Below are 17,452 nucleotides of genomic sequence, written 5' to 3'. Positions count from 1 at the left end.
GCTTGGGTGATCTTTACGGAGTTGACGTTCGCAAACCAGCGATGAACGTTAAAGAAGCTATCCAATGGGTAAACATTGCCTTCATGGCTGTCTGCCGTGTTATCAACGGTGCGGCTACATCTCTAGGACGTGTGCCAATCGTATTGGATATCTACGCAGAACGTGACCTTGCTCGTGGTACATTTACTGAATCAGAAATCCAAGAATTTGTTGATGATTTCGTTATGAAACTTCGTACAGTTAAATTTGCTCGTACAAAAGCTTATGACCAATTGTACTCAGGTGACCCAACCTTCATCACAACTTCTATGGCTGGGATGGGTAACGACGGTCGTCACCGTGTTACTAAAATGGATTACCGTTTCTTGAACACTCTTGATAACATCGGTAACTCTCCAGAACCAAACTTGACAGTTCTTTGGACTGACAAATTGCCATACAACTTCCGTCGCTACTGTATGCACATGAGTCACAAACACTCTTCAATCCAATACGAAGGTGTTACAACAATGGCTAAAGATGGATATGGTGAAATGAGCTGTATCTCATGTTGTGTGTCTCCACTTGACCCAGAAAACGAAGAACAACGTCACAACATCCAGTACTTCGGTGCTCGCGTTAACGTTCTTAAAGCTCTTCTTACTGGTTTGAACGGTGGTTACGACGATGTTCATAAAGACTACAAAGTATTTGACATCGAACCAATCCGCGACGAAGTTCTTGAATTCGAATCAGTTAAAGCAAACTTTGAAAAATCTCTTGACTGGTTGACTGACACTTACGTAGATGCTTTGAACATCATCCACTACATGACTGATAAGTACAACTACGAAGCTGTTCAAATGGCCTTCTTGCCAACTAAACAACGTGCTAACATGGGATTCGGTATCTGTGGATTTGCTAACACTGTTGATACATTGTCAGCTATCAAGTACGCTACAGTTAAACCAATCCGTGACGAAAATGGCTACATCTACGATTACGAAACAATCGGTGAATACCCACGTTGGGGTGAAGATGACCCACGTTCAAACGAATTGGCAGAATGGTTGATCGAAGCTTACACAACTCGTCTACGTAGCCACAAACTTTACAAAGACGCAGAAGCTACTGTATCACTTTTGACAATCACATCTAACGTTGCTTACTCTAAACAAACTGGTAACTCACCAGTCCACAAAGGTGTATACCTCAACGAAGATGGTTCTGTGAACTTGTCTAAACTTGAATTCTTCTCACCAGGTGCTAACCCATCTAACAAAGCTAAAGGTGGATGGTTGCAAAACTTGAACTCACTTGCTAGCCTTGACTTTGGTTATGCAGCTGATGGTATCTCATTGACAACTCAAGTATCACCTCGCGCTCTTGGTAAAACTCGTGACGAACAAGTTGATAACTTGGTAACAATCCTTGATGGTTACTTCGAAAACGGTGGACAACACGTTAACTTGAACGTTATGGACTTGAACGATGTTTACGAAAAGATCATGTCAGGTGAAGACGTAATCGTACGTATCTCTGGATACTGTGTAAACACTAAATACCTCACTCCAGAACAAAAAACTGAATTAACACAACGTGTCTTCCACGAAGTTCTTTCAATGGATGATGCATTGCTATAAGATTCAGCAATACTAAAAACTGAGCCAGTCTGATGACTGGCTTTTTTGATTTGATAGATATTGTTATAAATTTACAGTTGGAAATTTATTTTCTAGACATAGGAATCCACTTCCTAAGGTCAACATTGTTAGGCAATCATTGCTGTTTATCATCAGTGAAGCTTGAAAACCAGCTCTTACTCGAAAAAAGATAAGTAAAAGGTATTTTCATATTTAATATCTTCAGTACCATAAATTTTTTAAAAAAATAATAGTCAATTTAGGTCAAAATACTTGACCTTTACTGACCAAAGTGGTATACTAAGAACATAAGGATAAGAAAATCCTTAGAAAACCTTGATTTTAAGGTGATTGTATATACTATCTTAAGATCAAAGTATGGGTAAAACCTAGAAAAGAGGTACAACCTATGGTTAACATTAGTATTTTTAGAAGTCCAATCGAAAAACCTGTATTGGATAAAGAAAAGCCTGAAATTATACGTAGAGTAGCAAATAGCTAGTCTAAATTTTTTAAAACAAAGGTCAGAGAAAGTCAAATTGTTTTGACTAAGTAAATTTAAAAACAAACGAGGTATGAAATATGAATAACAACTTTAATAACTTTAACAACATGGATGATTTATTTAACCAATTAATGGGTGGTATGCGTGGATATAGTTCTGAAAATCGTCGTTACTTGATTAACGGCCGTGAAGTAACTCCGGAAGAGTTCGCGATTTACCGTCAAACAGGTCAACTTCCAAGTGAAGGAAGTGACCAAGCACAGTATGTTCAAGGAAAAGCTATGAAACAAGATGGGATTCTTGCAAAACTTGGACGTAACTTAACAGCAGAAGCACGTGACGGTAAGCTAGATCCGGTTATTGGACGTAATAAAGAAATCCAAGAAACTTCTGAAATTCTTTCTCGTCGCACAAAGAATAATCCAGTTCTCGTCGGTGATGCTGGTGTTGGTAAAACTGCAGTAGTAGAAGGATTGGCCCAAGCTATCGTGAACGGTGACGTTCCTGCAGCTATCAAGAATAAAGAGATCATCTCGATTGATATTTCTGGACTTGAAGCTGGTACTCAATACCGTGGTAGCTTTGAAGAAAACATTCAAAACTTGGTAAACGAAGTCAAAGAAGCTGGAAATATTATCCTTTTCTTCGACGAAATTCACCAAATCCTTGGTGCTGGTAGCACAGGTGATGGTCAAGGGTCTAAAGGTCTTGCTGATATCTTGAAACCAGCTCTTTCCCGTGGTGAATTGACAGTGATTGGAGCAACTACTCAAGATGAATATCGTAATACCATCTTGAAAAACGCAGCCCTTGCTCGTCGTTTTAATGAAGTGAAGGTTAATGCTCCTTCTGCTGAAGATACCTTCAAGATTCTTCAAGGCATTCGAGATCTTTATCAACAACACCACAATGTTATTTTGCCAGATGAAGTCTTGAAAGCTGCCGTTGATTACTCTGTTCAATATATTCCACAACGTAGCTTGCCGGATAAGGCTATTGACCTTGTGGATGTGACAGCTGCTCACTTGGCAGCACAACACCCAGTGACAGATGTACATGCAGTCGAGCACGAAATTCAAGCGGAAAAAACTAAACAAGAAGAAGCTGCGGCTAAAGAAGATTACGAAGCAGCTCTAAATGCAAAAGTCCGTATCGAAGAGCTTGAAAAGCAAATTGCTAATCATACAGAAGATCACAAGGTTACAGCTACTGTAAATGATGTAGCTGAGTCTGTCGAACGGATGACTGGAATCCCAGTATCACAAATGGGTGCAACCGATATCGAACGTTTAAAAGATATGGGTCACCGTTTGCAAACGAAAGTTATTGGTCAAGACAAGGCTGTTGAAGCAGTAGCAAAAGCTATCCGTCGTAACCGTGCTGGTTTTGATGAAGGTAACCGTCCAATCGGTAGCTTCCTCTTTGTAGGTCCTACTGGTGTTGGTAAGACTGAGTTGGCCAAACAATTAGCGCTTGATATGTTCGGAACTAAAGATGCTATCATTCGTTTAGATATGTCAGAATATAGCGACCGTACAGCCGTTTCTAAATTGATTGGTACAACAGCTGGTTATGTTGGTTACGATGACAACAACAATACCTTGACAGAACGTGTTCGCCGTAATCCATACTCAATCGTCCTTCTCGACGAAATTGAAAAGGCTGACCCTCAAGTCATCACCCTTCTCCTCCAAGTCTTGGATGATGGTCGTTTGACAGACGGTCAAGGGAACACTGTAAACTTCAAGAATACGGTGATTATCGCAACTTCAAACGCAGGCTTTGGTTACGAAGCTAACTTGACAGAAGATGCTGATAAACCAGAACTTATGGATCGTTTGAAACCTTACTTCCGTCCAGAATTCTTGAATCGCTTTAACGCAGTGATTGAGTTCTCACACTTGAGCAAGGAAGACCTTTCTAAGATTGTTGACTTGATGTTAGTAGAAGTGAACAAAACTCTTGCTAAGAAAGACATTGACTTGACAGTGAGCGATGCTGCCAAAGAATACATGACTGAAGAAGGATATGATGAAGTTATGGGTGTTCGTCCACTCCGTCGTGTGGTTGAACAACAAATCCGAGATAAAGTGACAGATTTCCACTTGGATAATCTTGATGCTAAACACCTAGAAGCTGACATGGAAGATGGTGTTTTGGTCATTCGTGAAAAAGCCTAAATCAAGATTTTAAAATAAAAAAAGGAACCAGTTTAAAAGCTGGTTTCTTTTTTTATTATTAGATGACATGACGTTCAAAGGCATCGTCTGAGATTCCTTGTTGGAGAATCAATTTTGCCCATTCCTTAGCAGAAAAGAGGCTGTGATCCTTGTAGTTTCCGCAAGATTCAATAGTTGTTCCTGGGACATCTTCCCATGTTGTTGTCTCAGCGATTTCCTTCAGTGAATCCTTGATGACAGCTGCGATTTCAGCGCTAGAATGACGCCCCCACATAATCATGTGGAAACCTGTACGACAACCAAATGGTGAACAATCGATCATACCGTCGATGCGAGTACGGATTAGCTTAGCCAAGAGGTGCTCAATAGTATGAAGTCCAGCAGTAGGGATAGAGTCCTCATTTGGTTGAACCAAGCGAATATCAAAGTTAGAAATGATATCTCCTTTAGGTCCAGTCTCTTCTCCAATCAAGCGGACATAAGGAGCTTTTACAATCGTATGATCTAGTTCAAAACTTTCAACAATAACTTCTTTTGACATGGTATTTCCTTTCAACTTTCTTCTTTCATTATATCATAAAGCTATAGTTGATAAATGTCAATGATTGAAATTTTCCTAAAAAGATTTTCATATTAGAAATAGAGGAAGAAAATATTTTCAAATCAATTTGAAAAATTCTGAAAATTGTATTGACAGCAAGCTTAAAAGAGTCTATAATGTATAAAAAGTCAAAAAGGAGTTTATTATGAAATTTTCAAAAGTAATGGCCCTAGCAGGAGTGACTCTGTTAGCGTCAGGTGTTTTGGCAGCTTGTTCAGGTTCAGGCTCTAGTGCAAAAGGTGAGAAAACTTTTTCTTACGTTTATGAAACAGATCCAGATAGCCTCAACTATCTGACAACAGGTAAGGCTGCGGTTGCTAATATCACAAGTAATGTTGTTGACGGTTTGATGGAGAATGACCGTTACGGGAACTTCGTGCCATCTATGGCAGAAGACTGGTCAGTATCTCAAGACGGTTTGACTTACACTTATACAATCCGTAAAGATGCTAAGTGGTACACTTCTGAAGGTGAAGAGTATGCACCTGTGAAAGCTCAAGACTTTGTAACAGGTCTTAAATATGCAGCTGATAATAAGTCAGAAGCCCTTTATCTTGTTCAAGAATCCATTAAAGGTCTCGATGCTTATGTAAAAGGTGAAGTAAAAGACTTCTCAGAAGTTGGAATCAAGGCAATTGATGATCAAACTGTTCAATACACTTTGAATAAACCAGAAAGCTTCTGGAACTCTAAGACAACCATGGGGATTCTTGCACCAGTCAATGAAGAGTTCTTGAATTCTAAGGGAGCAGATTTTGCAAAAGCGACAGATCCAAGCAGTATTCTTTACAACGGTCCTTTCTTGTTGAAATCATTGGTTGCAAAATCTTCAGTAGAATTTGAAAAGAATCCAAACTACTGGGATAAGGACAATGTTCATATTGATAAAGTAAAACTATCATTCTGGGATGGTCAAGATACAGGAAAACTTGCAGACACCTTTAAGGATGGCGGCTTCTCAATGGCTCGTCTCTTCCCAACAAGCGCAGGATATCCTGAACTTGAAAAAGAGTTTAAGGATAACATCGTTTATACACCACAAGATTCTGCAACTTTCTTAGTTGGGACAAATATTGATCGTCAGTCTTACAAGTACACCTCTAAGACTACAGATGAGCAAAAAACTTCAACTAAAAAAGCTCTCCTAAACAAAGACTTCCGTCAAGCCATCGCCTTTGGTTTTGATAGAACAGCTTATGCTTCTCAAGTCAATGGAGAAAGTGGAGCGACAAAACTACTTCGTAACTTATTCGTACCACCAACATTTGTTCAAGCTGATGGTAAAAACTTTGGTGACTTAGTTAAAGAAAAATTGGTAACCTATGGTGACGAGTGGAAAGATGTGAATCTAGACGACGCTCAAGATGGTCTATACAATCCTGAAAAAGCGAAAGCAGAATTTGCTAAAGCTAAGACAGCTCTCCAAGCAGAAGGTGTTCAATTCCCAATTCATTTGGATATGCCAGTTGATCAAACTAATACTACTAAAGTTCAGCGTGTTCAATCATTGAAACAGTCACTTGAAGCTACTTTAGGAACTGACAATGTCGTTGTTGATATTCAACAACTTCAAAAAGATGAAGTCTTAAATGTTACCTACTTTGCTGAAACAGCTGCTGGAGAAGATTGGGATCTCTCAGATAACGTTGGATGGTCTCCAGACTACATTGACCCATCTACTTACCTTGATATCATCAAACCATCTGTTGGTGAAAATACTAAGACTTATCTAGGATTTGATGCTGGTACAAACAACGCTGCTGCCAAACAAGTTGGTTTGGAAGATTACGAAAAGATGGTTGTTGAAGCTGGCAATGAAGACACAGATGTTTCAAAACGTTATGATAAATATGCTGCTGCCCAAGCTTGGTTGACAGATAGCGCTTTGATTATCCCAACAACTTCTCAAACTGGACGTCCAATGTTGTCTAAGATGGTACCATTCACCTTTCCATTTGCATACTCAGGTAACAAGGGTATGAGTGAAGCCCTCTTGTACAAGTACCTTGAACTTCAAGATAAACCAGTAACTGCTGATGAATATCAAAAAGCTCAAGATAAATGGAAGAAAGAAAAAGAAGAATCTAATAAAAAAACGCAAGAAGATCTTGCAAACCATGTGAAATAATAGTTGGTGAGGCTGGGACAAAATTCCTAGCCTCTCAATTGTCTTTGGATTGTCGAGCAAGACGCAGTGGTTGAGTGGTCTCTACTACGCTGATTTCATCAGCTTTTACAGCCCTACTCAACTGTGCGGAGGTGGGACGACGAAATCGAATTCTAACGAATTACCGATTTCTATCCCACTCTCACTTTTTGCATTCAATTGTTAACATTTTGGATTCCTTCTATAGTAGTGGACAAGAAAAGACCTGAGCTATATTTCTCAGGTCTTTAATCATGTTTTATTGTTGCCCTTGTGTATTTTGTGGGGCTGGATTTTGTTGTTGAGTATTTGTAGTTGTATTTGGTACTGAGGCATTTGGATTGGTAGTGCCGTTCGTGTTTTCGGCAGAAGGAGCTTGGGCTTCCGTTGTGGAACTTGAACTTGAACTCTCAGTTGTTGTACTTGCTTGAGTTGACTGTGGAATCCAGTTACTTCGTGCTCCGTTTTTGAAGACGAATTCTCCACTTCTATAAACTCCTTCTGGCATCGTCCAGTCACCAGGGGAATCATCCTCGGAAAGGTACTGCATCATTGAGCGATAGATGTTGGCCGCTACTCTAAATCCATCTCCTTCGATTGGAGTGAGACGATTTGAATAACCTGTCCAAACCGCCATTGAATATTTGCGGGTATATCCTACAAACAATTCATCAGGTGCGACATAATCGTATCTCTTAATGTAATTTTCAATTTCATCATCTGTGTAGTTAGATGTACCCGTCTTACCTGCTTGAGGTAACCAGGACATGTAGGCACCACGTCCTGTTCCGTAGGTAAGTACAGTTTTCATTATTTCTGTCATCATGTAGGCAGTTGTTTCCTTCATAGCGCGAGTTCCAGCGTCAGAAAATTCTTTTGAACTACCATCACTAAAGATAACTTTATTGATATACATTGGTTTGTGGTAGATACCACCATTGGCAAAAGCAGCATAGGCAGCGGCCATTTTTTCACTGCTAGCACCATATTTTTTATTTGATTCAGTTGTATTACTTGAAATAGCGTTAGCATAGACCATAGTTGGGTAATCAATTCCTAGCCCATTTAAGAAAGTTTTAGCCTGGTCTAATCCGACCCTTTCAAGCGTTTCAACTGCTGTAACGTTACGGGATTGTTGGATGGCATATTGAAGGGTAATGTTTCCGAAATATGATTTATCCCAGTTGTAAACAGGAATATTTGTACCTGGATAGTTGTAAGGAGCATCTTTAAGCATGTATGCTGTTGAGTCATAGATGCCATACTCAAGTGCGGGAGCATAGTCTGTGATTGGTTTCATGGTTGAACCCCAGTCACGGTTGGTTTCCACCGCTTGGTTAATACCAAAGGATACATTGCTTGATTGATGACGAGAACCGAGTTGGGCAATGACTTTACCATTTGTGACATCCACGATAGTAGAAGCCGCTTGAAGGTCATCATCTGGATAGTCAACGTATTCGTCAGTATTGTAGACGTCCCAAAGGCGTTTTTGTACCTCTTGGTCAACGTTTGTATAGACTTCCATTCCCGTTGTTAATAAGTTATAACCTGTTTCTTGTTCTACTTGGTCAATAACCTCTTTAAGGTAGTTATCCATATACTGAGGATAACTATTAACAGATCTTAGACTTTGAAGTCCATCAGTGATTGGTGTATTGATGGCTGTTTCATATTGTTCAGCAGTGAGGTAACCATGTTTTTGCATCTCTGACAAGACGAGATTACGTCTTTCAAGAGCTTCTTCAGGATGTGAATAAGGATCGTATTGGTTTGGAGCCTGTGGCATACCTGCTAAGAGTGCTAGTTGCGGAATAGAAAGATCTTTTAGATCCTTGCCATAATAGTTCTCTGCAGCAGTCTGCATACCATAGTTACCATTTGACATGTAGACTTTGTTAATGTAATAGGTCAAGATTTCCTGTTTGGTTGCTGTCCGTTCTAATTGAATGGCTAACCATGCTTCTTGAACTTTACGGGATAGAGTTTGATCCGCTGTTGATGTTGAAAAGTAAGTCAACTTAATCAACTGCTGGGTCAGGGTAGATCCACCTTGAAGACCACTATTGCTTCGAAGGTTACGAAGGAAAGCTCCTGCTATACGAATGCTATCAATTCCTCTATGGTTAAAGAAACGGTGATCCTCGATAGAGACAATCGCATTGACAAGATCAGTAGGAATGTCACTACTTTGAGCGTTGACACGACGCTCAGCGCCTAAATCAGCGATTAGCTCATTTTTGCTGTCATAAATCTTACTTGAAGTAGTTGCAACAAGCTTGCTCTCCGAAAGTTCAGGAGCCTTGTTTGCATAGTATAGAAAGACACCACCACCAAGCAGGAAAGCTGCGATAAATAGACTTAGCAAGCCAATGCTAAGGTATTTAACGATGCGCAAGATAGTTTGTTTGTTCATATTGTTTTACCACCTAGTAAATGTTGTTTGACTGTATCGAGATAAGGAATTTGTGGGAAAGCGGAATGCTCAATCACAAAACCGAATTCTCTGATATAGTCAAGCGGCATAGACTTTTTCCCCATATCCTGATGATAAAAACGGATGAGGTCAAATGCCGGCAATAAATACGTTTCTTGATAAGAAGAAAAGTGAAGAAGGACAAAGCAAATCCCTTTTTGTTCAAGGACTTGTTCCATATGTTGAATCTGATGAGGATGGAAGTTCTTCATCGGAATAGCATGTTTTTGCTTGGTTTCCTTAGCTTCGAAATCGATGTAAAATCCTTCATAAACTCCTGAATAGTCGGTTGTAGATGCTTGTCTAAAATAAGCTTCGACAATTTTAGCACGACTACGTTGCGGATAATCTACACGGACAATCTGCACAGGAGTTGGCTTTTTATGGATGACAGCCAAACCGTGTGTCAGATAATAGTCGTTTGTAGCGTTAATCATCTTTTCAAAGGACATCCCACGATTTGCGAAATTTTTAGTTTGTGAAGTGGGGAGCTGCCTTTTTTTCGATGAAATCTTATGCGGATAGTTGACCATAGTTCTCCTTATTGGTACAATAACATCACTCTATTATACCATAAACGTAGACAGAAAGGGTGAAAAAATGCATACAGCCTTGATTTTAGGCTATTCTTCCTTTGATCTAGGATTATTTAATGACAAGGATATTCGTCTAAAAATTATCAAAAAAGCAATTCGTAGTGATTTAGAAAAACTAGCAGAAGATGGTCTCAAATGGCTAGTATTTACAGGGACATTGGGCTTTGAATACTGGGTTTTAGAAGTAGCCAAAGAAATGAAAGCTGACTTTGGTTTCCAACTAGCAACTATTTTTGATTTTGAAACTCATGGAAATAATTGGAATGAGGGGAATCAAGTCAAACTTAGTGAATTTAAGCAGGTTGATTTTGTCAAGTATGCTTATCCCAAATATGAACATAAGGGACAATTAAGAGATTATCAGCTTTTCTTGCTTGAAAATACAGATGGGGCCTATCTTTTTTATGAAGAGGAAAATGAAACAAAACTGAGATATTTTTACGAACTGATGAAAAAGAAAGACAACTTTGTTACAAAAAGATTAACATTTGAAGAATTGAATGAAGTAGCCCAAAATTTTTCCGAAAATTGAGCCTTTGACCTTGCTTTTTGTTTGCCTTTTTTTATATAATAATACTAGCAACTGAGAATGGAGAGAGACATGGCAAGTATTATTTTTACAGCGAAAGATATTTTTGAACAGGAATTTGGAAGAGAAGTACGTGGATACAGTAAAGCAGAAGTAGACGAATTTTTGGATGATGTCATCAAGGATTATGAAACTTATGCTGCACTAGTGAAGTCACTACGTATGGAAATTGCTGAGTTGAAGGAAGAATTGTCGAAAAAACCTCAAGTGACACCAGTAGCTTCTGAATCAGCAGAGCTTGGAAGTACGACTTCAATGACAAACTTTGATATTTTGAAACGTTTGAATCGTCTTGAAAAAGAAGTATTTGGCAAACAAATCTTGGATAATTCTGATTTCTAAGAATGACTTTGTTGTGCAATTTTTGGATAATCGCGTGAAGAGAGTTTCTTTTCATGAGGAAAGTCCATGCTAGCACAGGCTGTGATGCCTGTAGTGTTTGTGCTAGGCGAAACCATAAGCCTAGGGACGAGAAATCGTTACGGCAGTTGAAATGGCTAAGTCTTTTGATAGGTCAGAGTAGGCTTGAAAGTGCCACAGTGACGGAGTCTCTCTGGAAACGGAGAGAGTGGAACGCGGTAAACCCCTCAAGCTAGCAACCCAAATTTTGGTCGGGGCATGGAGTGCGCGGAAACGAACGTAGTACTCTGACTGCTATCAGCTAGAGCTGCTAGTGGTAGACAGATGATTATCGAAGGAAGTGGTCCTAGTCACTTCTGGAACAAAACATGGCTTATAGAAAATTGCATATAGGTTGGGGCTGAGACATTTTTCTCAACCTCATTTTTTAAAGTGAACAAAGAAAGGTCTACAAAAGACTGAAATGAAACAAACATTTAATTTAATTGCAACTGCTGCGGCGGGTTTGGAAGCTGTAGTTGGGCGTGAGGTACGCGATCTTAGTTATGATTGTCAAGTTGAGAACGGACGAGTTCGTTTTCAAGGTGATGTGAAAGCAATCATCCAAACTAACCTGTGGCTAAGAGCTGCGGATAGGATCAAAATCGTTGTGGGAACATTTCCAGCAAAAACATTTGAAGAGCTTTTTCAAGGTGTTTTTGCCTTAGATTGGGAGAACTATCTCCCGCTTGGGGCCCGTTTCCCAATTTCCAAGGCCAAGTGTGTTAAGTCGAAATTACACAATGAACCAAGTGTTCAGGCAATTTCCAAGAAGGCAGTTGTTAAGAAATTGCAAAAACATTATGCACGGCCAGAGGGTGTCCCTCTCATGGAAAATGGACCAGAGTTCAAGATTGAAGTTTCTATTCTTAAAGACATAGCAACTGTCATGATTGATACTACTGGCTCAAGTCTCTTTAAGCGTGGTTACCGCACTGAAAAGGGTGGGGCTCCGATCAAGGAGAATATGGCAGCAGCGATTTTGCAACTGTCAAACTGGTATCCAGATAAGCCTTTGATTGATCCAACCTGTGGTTCTGGAACTTTTTGTATTGAAGCTGCTATGATTGCACGTAAGATGGCTCCAGGTTTGCGCCGTTCCTTTGCCTTTGAAGAATGGAACTGGGTCAGTGACCGCTTGATTCAAGAAGTCAGAACGGAAGCTAGTAAGCAAATAGATCGAGAGATTGAACTGGACATCATGGGCTGTGATATCGATGGACGTATGGTGGAAATTGCTAAAGCAAATGCCCAGGCTGCAGGAGTATCTGGTGATATTCTCTTTAAGCAGATGCGTGTGCAGGATTTGCGTTCAGACAAGATTAATGGAGTTATTATCTCTAACCCACCTTATGGAGAACGTTTGTCAGATGATGCAGGAGTGACTAAACTCTATGCTGAAATGGGTGAGGTTTTTGAACCTCTCAAGACTTGGAGTAAGTTTATCCTGACTAGTGATGAAGCTTTTGAAAGCAAGTATGGTAGTCAGGCGGATAAAAAACGAAAACTCTATAATGGTACTTTGAAAGTTGATTTATATCAATATTTTGGTCAACGTGTTAAAAGAAACCCCGTAGATTAGAAAGGAGTTACCATGGATCCAAAGGATAAAAAAGAAGAAATTGTAGAACCTGAGAAAACCTCCCAAGAACCTCAGTTTGATTTTGAGGAAGCTAAGGATTTGACGGTTGGACAGGTTATTCGAAAAAATGAAGAAGTCGAAGCAGGAGTAACTCCTGATGATACCATTTTGGACAAATACATTAAACAACACCGTGAAGAAATCGAGGCTGACAAATTTGCAAACATTCAGGCTAAGAAAGAGGAACTTCAAAGTTTAGATGATTTGCTTCAAGAGGCTAAAGAAACGATTGAAGAAGAGACAGAACCAGTAGAAGAAGTATCTGAACCAGAGAACCTTGGTGAAGAAGAGGGAAAAGAAAGTCCAGAATTTATCCTCCCACCACTAGAAGAAACCTTGGTTATGGATAAAAACCTAGGGGGAGATGTAACAGAACCCCTTTCGGCTGAGGATGATGAAGCTACGCAAGAGGAACTTCAATCCCTGTCTCGCTCTTCTCAAGCAGAAGATGAACCACAGAACAAAAAAGTATGGTTTATCTTATCAGCAGTGGTAGCAATTATTATTCTTATTTTAGGAAGTGGCTACTATGTCTATCGTCAAATTACTCGTTCTTCTCAAGAAATTCAGTCTCAATCATCTGATGCTGGATTGGTAAGTAACCAGGCGATTCTAGATCAATTCAATAGTTTATATGACACTTTTTATACTGACCAAAATAAGACTGCTTTAAAAAACAGTCAATTTGGCCAATTGAATCAGCTTAAAGCCCTTTTGGATAAACTTGAAGGAGCGAGAGAGCATACTCTCGTTAAGTCAAAATATGATAGTCTTGAAACACAAATCAAGGCAGTTCAAGATGTCAATGCTCAGTTTGAAACACCAGCTATCACAGATGGTGTCTTAGACACGAATGCTAAGATTAAGGCAGATGCCAAATTTACCGAAGTTAAGACTGGGAATACTGAAGTTGATAAACTGCTAGATAAGGCTATTAGCCTTGGTAAGAGCCAACTTTCAAGTTCTACAAGTTCAAGTAGTAGTCAAGCAAGCTCATCGAATCAAACAGAGTCAAGTTCAACTACTGAAAGTAATGCTAGCAACTCCACTAGCCCATCAACTTCCACTGGTGAATCTGCTTCGGCTAACAATATCCTTGATAGTGGATTATCAAGTGATGGCGTCAATCTACAAAGAGGTGTTAGCCGTGTTCCTTATAACCAAGCAGCTATTAATGATAGCAGTAATCCTGCTTGGGAATTTACGGATGGTGTTCTGGAGCAAATCCTTGCGACCTCACGTGCGCGTGGCTACATCACGGGTAACCAATACATTTTGGAACCTGTGAATATTGTTAATGGTAATGGATATTACAATCTGTATAGACCGGATGGTACCTATCTCTTTACCCTTAACTGTAAGACAGGATATTTTGTAGGAAATGGATCTGGACATGCGGATGACTTAGACTACTAGTCAAATTGTTACAAAATTCTTTCTTTTCACAGATAAACATGATAAAATAAAACATATTAAATAAGAGGAGTGTCACATGACAAAAGCTAACTTTGGTGTCGTAGGTATGGCCGTAATGGGTCGTAACCTTGCCCTTAATATTGAATCTCGTGGTTACACAGTTGCTATCTACAACCGTAGTAAAGAAAAAACTGAAGATGTAATTGCTTGCCATCCTGAAAAGAAATTTGTACCAAGCTATGACGTTGAAAGTTTTGTAAATTCAATCGAAAAACCACGTCGTATCATGCTCATGGTTCAAGCAGGACCTGGTACAGATGCTACGATCCAAGCCCTTCTTCCACACTTGGATAAAGGCGATATCTTGATTGACGGAGGCAATACTTTCTATAAAGATACCATCCGTCGTAATGAAGAGTTGGCTAACTCTGGCATCAACTTTATTGGTACTGGTGTCTCTGGTGGTGAAAAAGGTGCCCTTGAAGGTCCTTCTATCATGCCTGGTGGACAAAAAGAAGCTTATGAATTGGTAGCTGACGTTCTTGAAGAAATCTCAGCTAAAGCACCAGAAGATGGAAAACCATGTGTGACATACATCGGTCCTGATGGAGCTGGTCACTATGTGAAAATGGTCCACAACGGTATTGAGTATGGTGATATGCAATTGATCGCAGAAAGCTACGATCTTATGCAACACTTGCTTGGTCTTTCTGCAGAAGATATGGCTGAAATCTTTACTGAGTGGAACAAAGGCGAATTAGACAGCTACTTGATCGAAATCACTGCGGATATCCTTGGACGCAAAGACGACGAAGGTCAAGATGGTCCAATCGTAGACTACATCTTGGATGCTGCTGGAAACAAGGGAACTGGTAAATGGACTAGCCAATCAGCTCTTGACCTTGGTGTGCCATTGTCACTGATTACTGAGTCAGTATTTGCGCGCTACATTTCAACTTATAAAGAAGAACGTGTACACGCTAGCAAGGTACTTCCAAAACCAGCTGCCTTCAAATTTGAAGGAGACAAGGCTGAGTTGATTGAAAAAATCCGCCAAGCCCTTTACTTCTCAAAAATTATTTCATACGCACAAGGTTTTGCGCAATTGCGTGTAGCTTCTAAAGAAAATAACTGGAACTTGCCATTTGCAGACATCGCATCTATCTGGCGCGATGGATGCATCATCCGTTCTCGTTTCTTGCAAAAGATTACAGATGCCTACAACCGTGATGCAGACCTTGCTAACCTTCTTTTGGATGAGTACTTCTTGGATGTCACTGCTAAATACCAACAAGCGGTTCGTGATATTGTAAGTCTTGCGGTTCAAGCTGGTGTACCAGTTCCAACCTTCTCAGCAGCCATCACTTACTTTGATAGCTATCGTTCAGCTGATCTTCCAGCTAACTTGATCCAAGCACAACGTGACTACTTTGGTGCCCACACTTACCAACGTAAAGACAAAGAAGGAACCTTCCACTATTCTTGGTACGATGAAAAATAAGTAGGCCAAGCTATGGAGAAACGGATTTTATTGCTTGAAAAAGAAAGAAATCTAGCTCATTTTTTAAGTTTGGAACTCCAGAAAGAGCACTATCGGGTTGATCTAGTAGAGGAGGGGCAAAAAGCCCTTTCTCTGGCTCTTCAGACAGATTATGATTTGATTTTATTGAACTTTAATCTGGGAGATATGACGGCTCGGGACTTTGCTGAAAGGCTGAGTCGAACTAAACCTGCTTCTGTCATCATGATCTTGGATCATTGGGAGGACTTGCAAGAAGAGCTGGAAGTCATTCAGCGGTTTGCAGTTTCTTACATCTATAAGCCAGTCATTATCGAAAATTTGGTTGAGAGAATTTCAGCGATTTTCCGTGGACGTGATTTCATTGATCAGCATTGTAATCAGATGAAGGTGCCAACGGCTTACCGAAATTTGAGGATTGATGTTGAAAATCACACGGTCTATCGTGGTGATGAAATGATTGCTCTCACTCGTCGTGAATATGACCTCTTAGCTACACTCATGGGGAGTAAGAAAGTCTTAACTCGTGAACAATTGCTAGAGAGTGTCTGGAAGTATGAAAGTGCTACAGAGACCAATATCGTAGATGTCTATATCCGATATCTACGGAGCAAGATTGATGTAAAAGGTCAAAAGAGCTACATCAAAACAGTGCGTGGTGTTGGTTATACCATGCAGGAATAAAAAGCAGTTGCAGTTGTGTAACTGCTTTTTTTGATCTTTAAAATAAACGAACCTCTTCATCGGAAATTTCATGAGGCTTGGCTGTGCTGTCTATCAGTTTATTTTTTAAACAAATTGGTCAGTCTTAACTTCAAGTTCAAAGCAAACTTTGAGTAGATTCTTGTTGGTTTAAACTTAATATATTGATAAAAACAAAAACATTTGCTATAATCATTTTGGAGGATAAAAGAATGAAATTTTTGAAAAAATTAATGCAAATCGCATTAGCAGTCTTTTTCTTTGGTTTGCTAGCGACAAGTGCAGTATTTGCGGATGATGCTGATTCGGAAGGCTGGCAATTTGTCCAAGAAAATGGTAGAACCTACTACAAGAAGGGGGAACTCAAAGAAACCTACTGGCGAGTGATTGATGGTAAGTACTATTATTTTGATCCTTTATCTGGAGAGATGGTTGTCGGCTGGCAATATATTCCGTTTCCATCTAAAGGTAGTACAATTGGTCCTTACCCAAATGGTATCAGATTAGAAGGTTCCCCAATGCCAGAATGGTACTACTTTGACAAAAATGGAGTGCTACAAGAGTTTGTTGGTTGGAAAGCATTAGAGGTTAAAACTAAAGACAGTGTTGGAAGAAAGTATGGGGAAAAACGTACAAATCCGGAAGATAAAGAAGAGAAGAGTTTTTACACGAACTATTACTTTAATCAAAATCATTCTTTAGAGACAGGTTGGATTTATGACGAAGGCCATTGGTATTATTTACAGAAGAGTGGTGGCTTTGATGCTCGTATCAACAGTTTAACGATTGGGGAGCCAGTGCGTGGTTGGGCCAAGGATTATTCTCTTCTATATGATGAAGAGGAAATAAAAGCGGCTCCATGGTACTACCTAGACCCAGAAACTGGCATTATGCAAACTGGTTGGAAGCAAATTGGCAATAAGTGGTACTATCTCCGTTCATCAGGAGCCATGGCAACTGGTTGGTATCAGGAAGACTCAACTTGGTATTATCTAGATGCTCAAAATGGCGATATGAAGACAGGCTGGCAATATCTTGGTAACAAGTGGTACTATCTCC

The 17,452-nt window shown here is 39.7% G+C and carries 13 protein-coding genes and 1 other RNA gene; 11 read left to right on the top strand and 3 right to left on the bottom strand.

The genetic code is table 11. The annotated features are described in order from the left end of the window. Positions 1 to 1,622: pyruvate formate lyase family protein (locus HMPREF2987_RS07285; protein WP_075229964.1), on the top strand; the 1,622-nt coding region annotated here is incomplete at its 5' end. A 582-nt stretch (positions 1,623 to 2,204) separates the two neighbouring features. Next, a complete protein-coding gene (locus HMPREF2987_RS07280) occupies positions 2,205 to 4,307 on the top strand; it encodes an ATP-dependent Clp protease ATP-binding subunit (RefSeq protein WP_075229963.1) in 2,103 nt (700 codons plus the stop codon). Positions 4,308 to 4,365: 58 nt separating this feature from the next. On the opposite strand, the gene HMPREF2987_RS07275 is transcribed toward HMPREF2987_RS07280, so the two are convergent. Continuing rightward, positions 4,366 to 4,848, bottom strand: a complete 483-nt coding sequence (locus HMPREF2987_RS07275) for an S-ribosylhomocysteine lyase (protein ID WP_004251981.1) — start codon at positions 4,846 to 4,848, stop codon at positions 4,366 to 4,368. A gap of 205 nt (positions 4,849 to 5,053) precedes the next feature. Here HMPREF2987_RS07275 and HMPREF2987_RS07270 point away from each other — a divergent pair, with 205 nt between their 5' ends. Further along, positions 5,054 to 7,036, top strand: a complete 1,983-nt coding sequence (locus HMPREF2987_RS07270; protein WP_075229962.1) for a peptide ABC transporter substrate-binding protein — start codon at positions 5,054 to 5,056, stop codon at positions 7,034 to 7,036. A gap of 277 nt (positions 7,037 to 7,313) precedes the next feature. Here the strand turns inward: HMPREF2987_RS07270 and pbp1a are convergent, their stop codons facing one another. Both pbp1a and recU read right to left on the bottom strand, forming a co-directional pair. Then, a complete protein-coding gene (pbp1a, locus tag HMPREF2987_RS07265) occupies positions 7,314 to 9,470 on the bottom strand; it encodes a penicillin-binding protein PBP1A (protein ID WP_075229961.1) in 2,157 nt (718 codons plus the stop codon). Further along, complete coding sequence (recU, locus tag HMPREF2987_RS07260; protein ID WP_075229960.1) at positions 9,467 to 10,063, bottom strand: Holliday junction resolvase RecU; 597 nt, start codon at positions 10,061 to 10,063, stop codon at positions 9,467 to 9,469. Before recU ends, pbp1a begins: the two co-directional genes overlap by 4 nt. A 67-nt stretch (positions 10,064 to 10,130) precedes the next feature. On the opposite strand from recU, the gene HMPREF2987_RS07255 reads away from it, so the two are divergent. The 8 genes from HMPREF2987_RS07255 to HMPREF2987_RS07220 form a co-directional block, all read left to right on the top strand. Beyond that, positions 10,131 to 10,658 carry an SLOG family protein gene (locus HMPREF2987_RS07255; protein ID WP_075229959.1) on the top strand — a complete coding sequence of 176 codons (528 nt, stop codon included), beginning with the start codon at positions 10,131 to 10,133 and terminating at the stop codon, positions 10,656 to 10,658. Positions 10,659 to 10,727: 69 nt separating this feature from the next. Further along, complete coding sequence (gpsB, locus tag HMPREF2987_RS07250; RefSeq protein WP_075229958.1) at positions 10,728 to 11,057, top strand: cell division regulator GpsB; 330 nt, start codon at positions 10,728 to 10,730, stop codon at positions 11,055 to 11,057. An 18-nt stretch (positions 11,058 to 11,075) separates the two neighbouring features. After that, an RNA gene (rnpB, locus tag HMPREF2987_RS07245) (RNase P RNA component class B) lies at positions 11,076 to 11,456 on the top strand. Between the two features lie 82 nt (positions 11,457 to 11,538). Then, positions 11,539 to 12,696, top strand: coding sequence for a THUMP domain-containing class I SAM-dependent RNA methyltransferase (locus HMPREF2987_RS07240; protein ID WP_075229957.1), 1,158 nt, complete (start codon positions 11,539 to 11,541; stop codon positions 12,694 to 12,696). 12 nt (positions 12,697 to 12,708) lie between these two features. Next, positions 12,709 to 14,172 carry a cell division site-positioning protein MapZ gene (locus tag HMPREF2987_RS07235; RefSeq protein WP_075229956.1) on the top strand — a complete coding sequence of 488 codons (1,464 nt, stop codon included), beginning with the start codon at positions 12,709 to 12,711 and terminating at the stop codon, positions 14,170 to 14,172. Positions 14,173 to 14,248: 76 nt separating this feature from the next. Further along, positions 14,249 to 15,673 carry an NADP-dependent phosphogluconate dehydrogenase gene (gene gndA, locus HMPREF2987_RS07230; RefSeq protein WP_075229955.1) on the top strand — a complete coding sequence of 475 codons (1,425 nt, stop codon included), beginning with the start codon at positions 14,249 to 14,251 and terminating at the stop codon, positions 15,671 to 15,673. Positions 15,674 to 15,685: 12 nt separating this feature from the next. Beyond that, a complete protein-coding gene (locus tag HMPREF2987_RS07225) occupies positions 15,686 to 16,375 on the top strand; it encodes a response regulator transcription factor (RefSeq protein WP_075229954.1) in 690 nt (229 codons plus the stop codon). Between the two features lie 230 nt (positions 16,376 to 16,605). Then, positions 16,606 to 17,452, top strand: an 847-nt coding sequence (locus HMPREF2987_RS07220; RefSeq protein ID WP_257375160.1) for an N-acetylmuramoyl-L-alanine amidase family protein, incomplete at its 3' end; no start/stop codon positions are given.

The organism is Streptococcus sp. HMSC067H01 (genome assembly GCF_001814775.1).
GTDB lineage: Bacteria > Bacillota > Bacilli > Lactobacillales > Streptococcaceae > Streptococcus.
Note: the sequence above shows the minus strand (reverse complement) of the source record. Positions and strands in the feature narration are given on the sequence as shown.

Excerpts from the sequence above, each read along its gene's own strand:
- HMPREF2987_RS07280 (WP_075229963.1), top strand. The coding sequence starts at position 2,205 with ATGAATAACAACTTTAATAACTTTAACAACATGGATGATTTATTTAAC.
- HMPREF2987_RS07275 (WP_004251981.1), bottom strand. The coding sequence starts at position 4,848 with ATGTCAAAAGAAGTTATTGTTGAAAGTTTTGAACTAGATCATACGATT.
- HMPREF2987_RS07270 (WP_075229962.1), top strand. The coding sequence starts at position 5,054 with ATGAAATTTTCAAAAGTAATGGCCCTAGCAGGAGTGACTCTGTTAGCG.
- pbp1a (WP_075229961.1), bottom strand. The coding sequence starts at position 9,470 with ATGAACAAACAAACTATCTTGCGCATCGTTAAATACCTTAGCATTGGC.
- recU (WP_075229960.1), bottom strand. The coding sequence starts at position 10,063 with ATGGTCAACTATCCGCATAAGATTTCATCGAAAAAAAGGCAGCTCCCC.
- HMPREF2987_RS07255 (WP_075229959.1), top strand. The coding sequence starts at position 10,131 with ATGCATACAGCCTTGATTTTAGGCTATTCTTCCTTTGATCTAGGATTA.
- gpsB (WP_075229958.1), top strand. The coding sequence starts at position 10,728 with ATGGCAAGTATTATTTTTACAGCGAAAGATATTTTTGAACAGGAATTT.
- HMPREF2987_RS07240 (WP_075229957.1), top strand. The coding sequence starts at position 11,539 with ATGAAACAAACATTTAATTTAATTGCAACTGCTGCGGCGGGTTTGGAA.
- HMPREF2987_RS07235 (WP_075229956.1), top strand. The coding sequence starts at position 12,709 with ATGGATCCAAAGGATAAAAAAGAAGAAATTGTAGAACCTGAGAAAACC.
- gndA (WP_075229955.1), top strand. The coding sequence starts at position 14,249 with ATGACAAAAGCTAACTTTGGTGTCGTAGGTATGGCCGTAATGGGTCGT.
- HMPREF2987_RS07225 (WP_075229954.1), top strand. The coding sequence starts at position 15,686 with ATGGAGAAACGGATTTTATTGCTTGAAAAAGAAAGAAATCTAGCTCAT.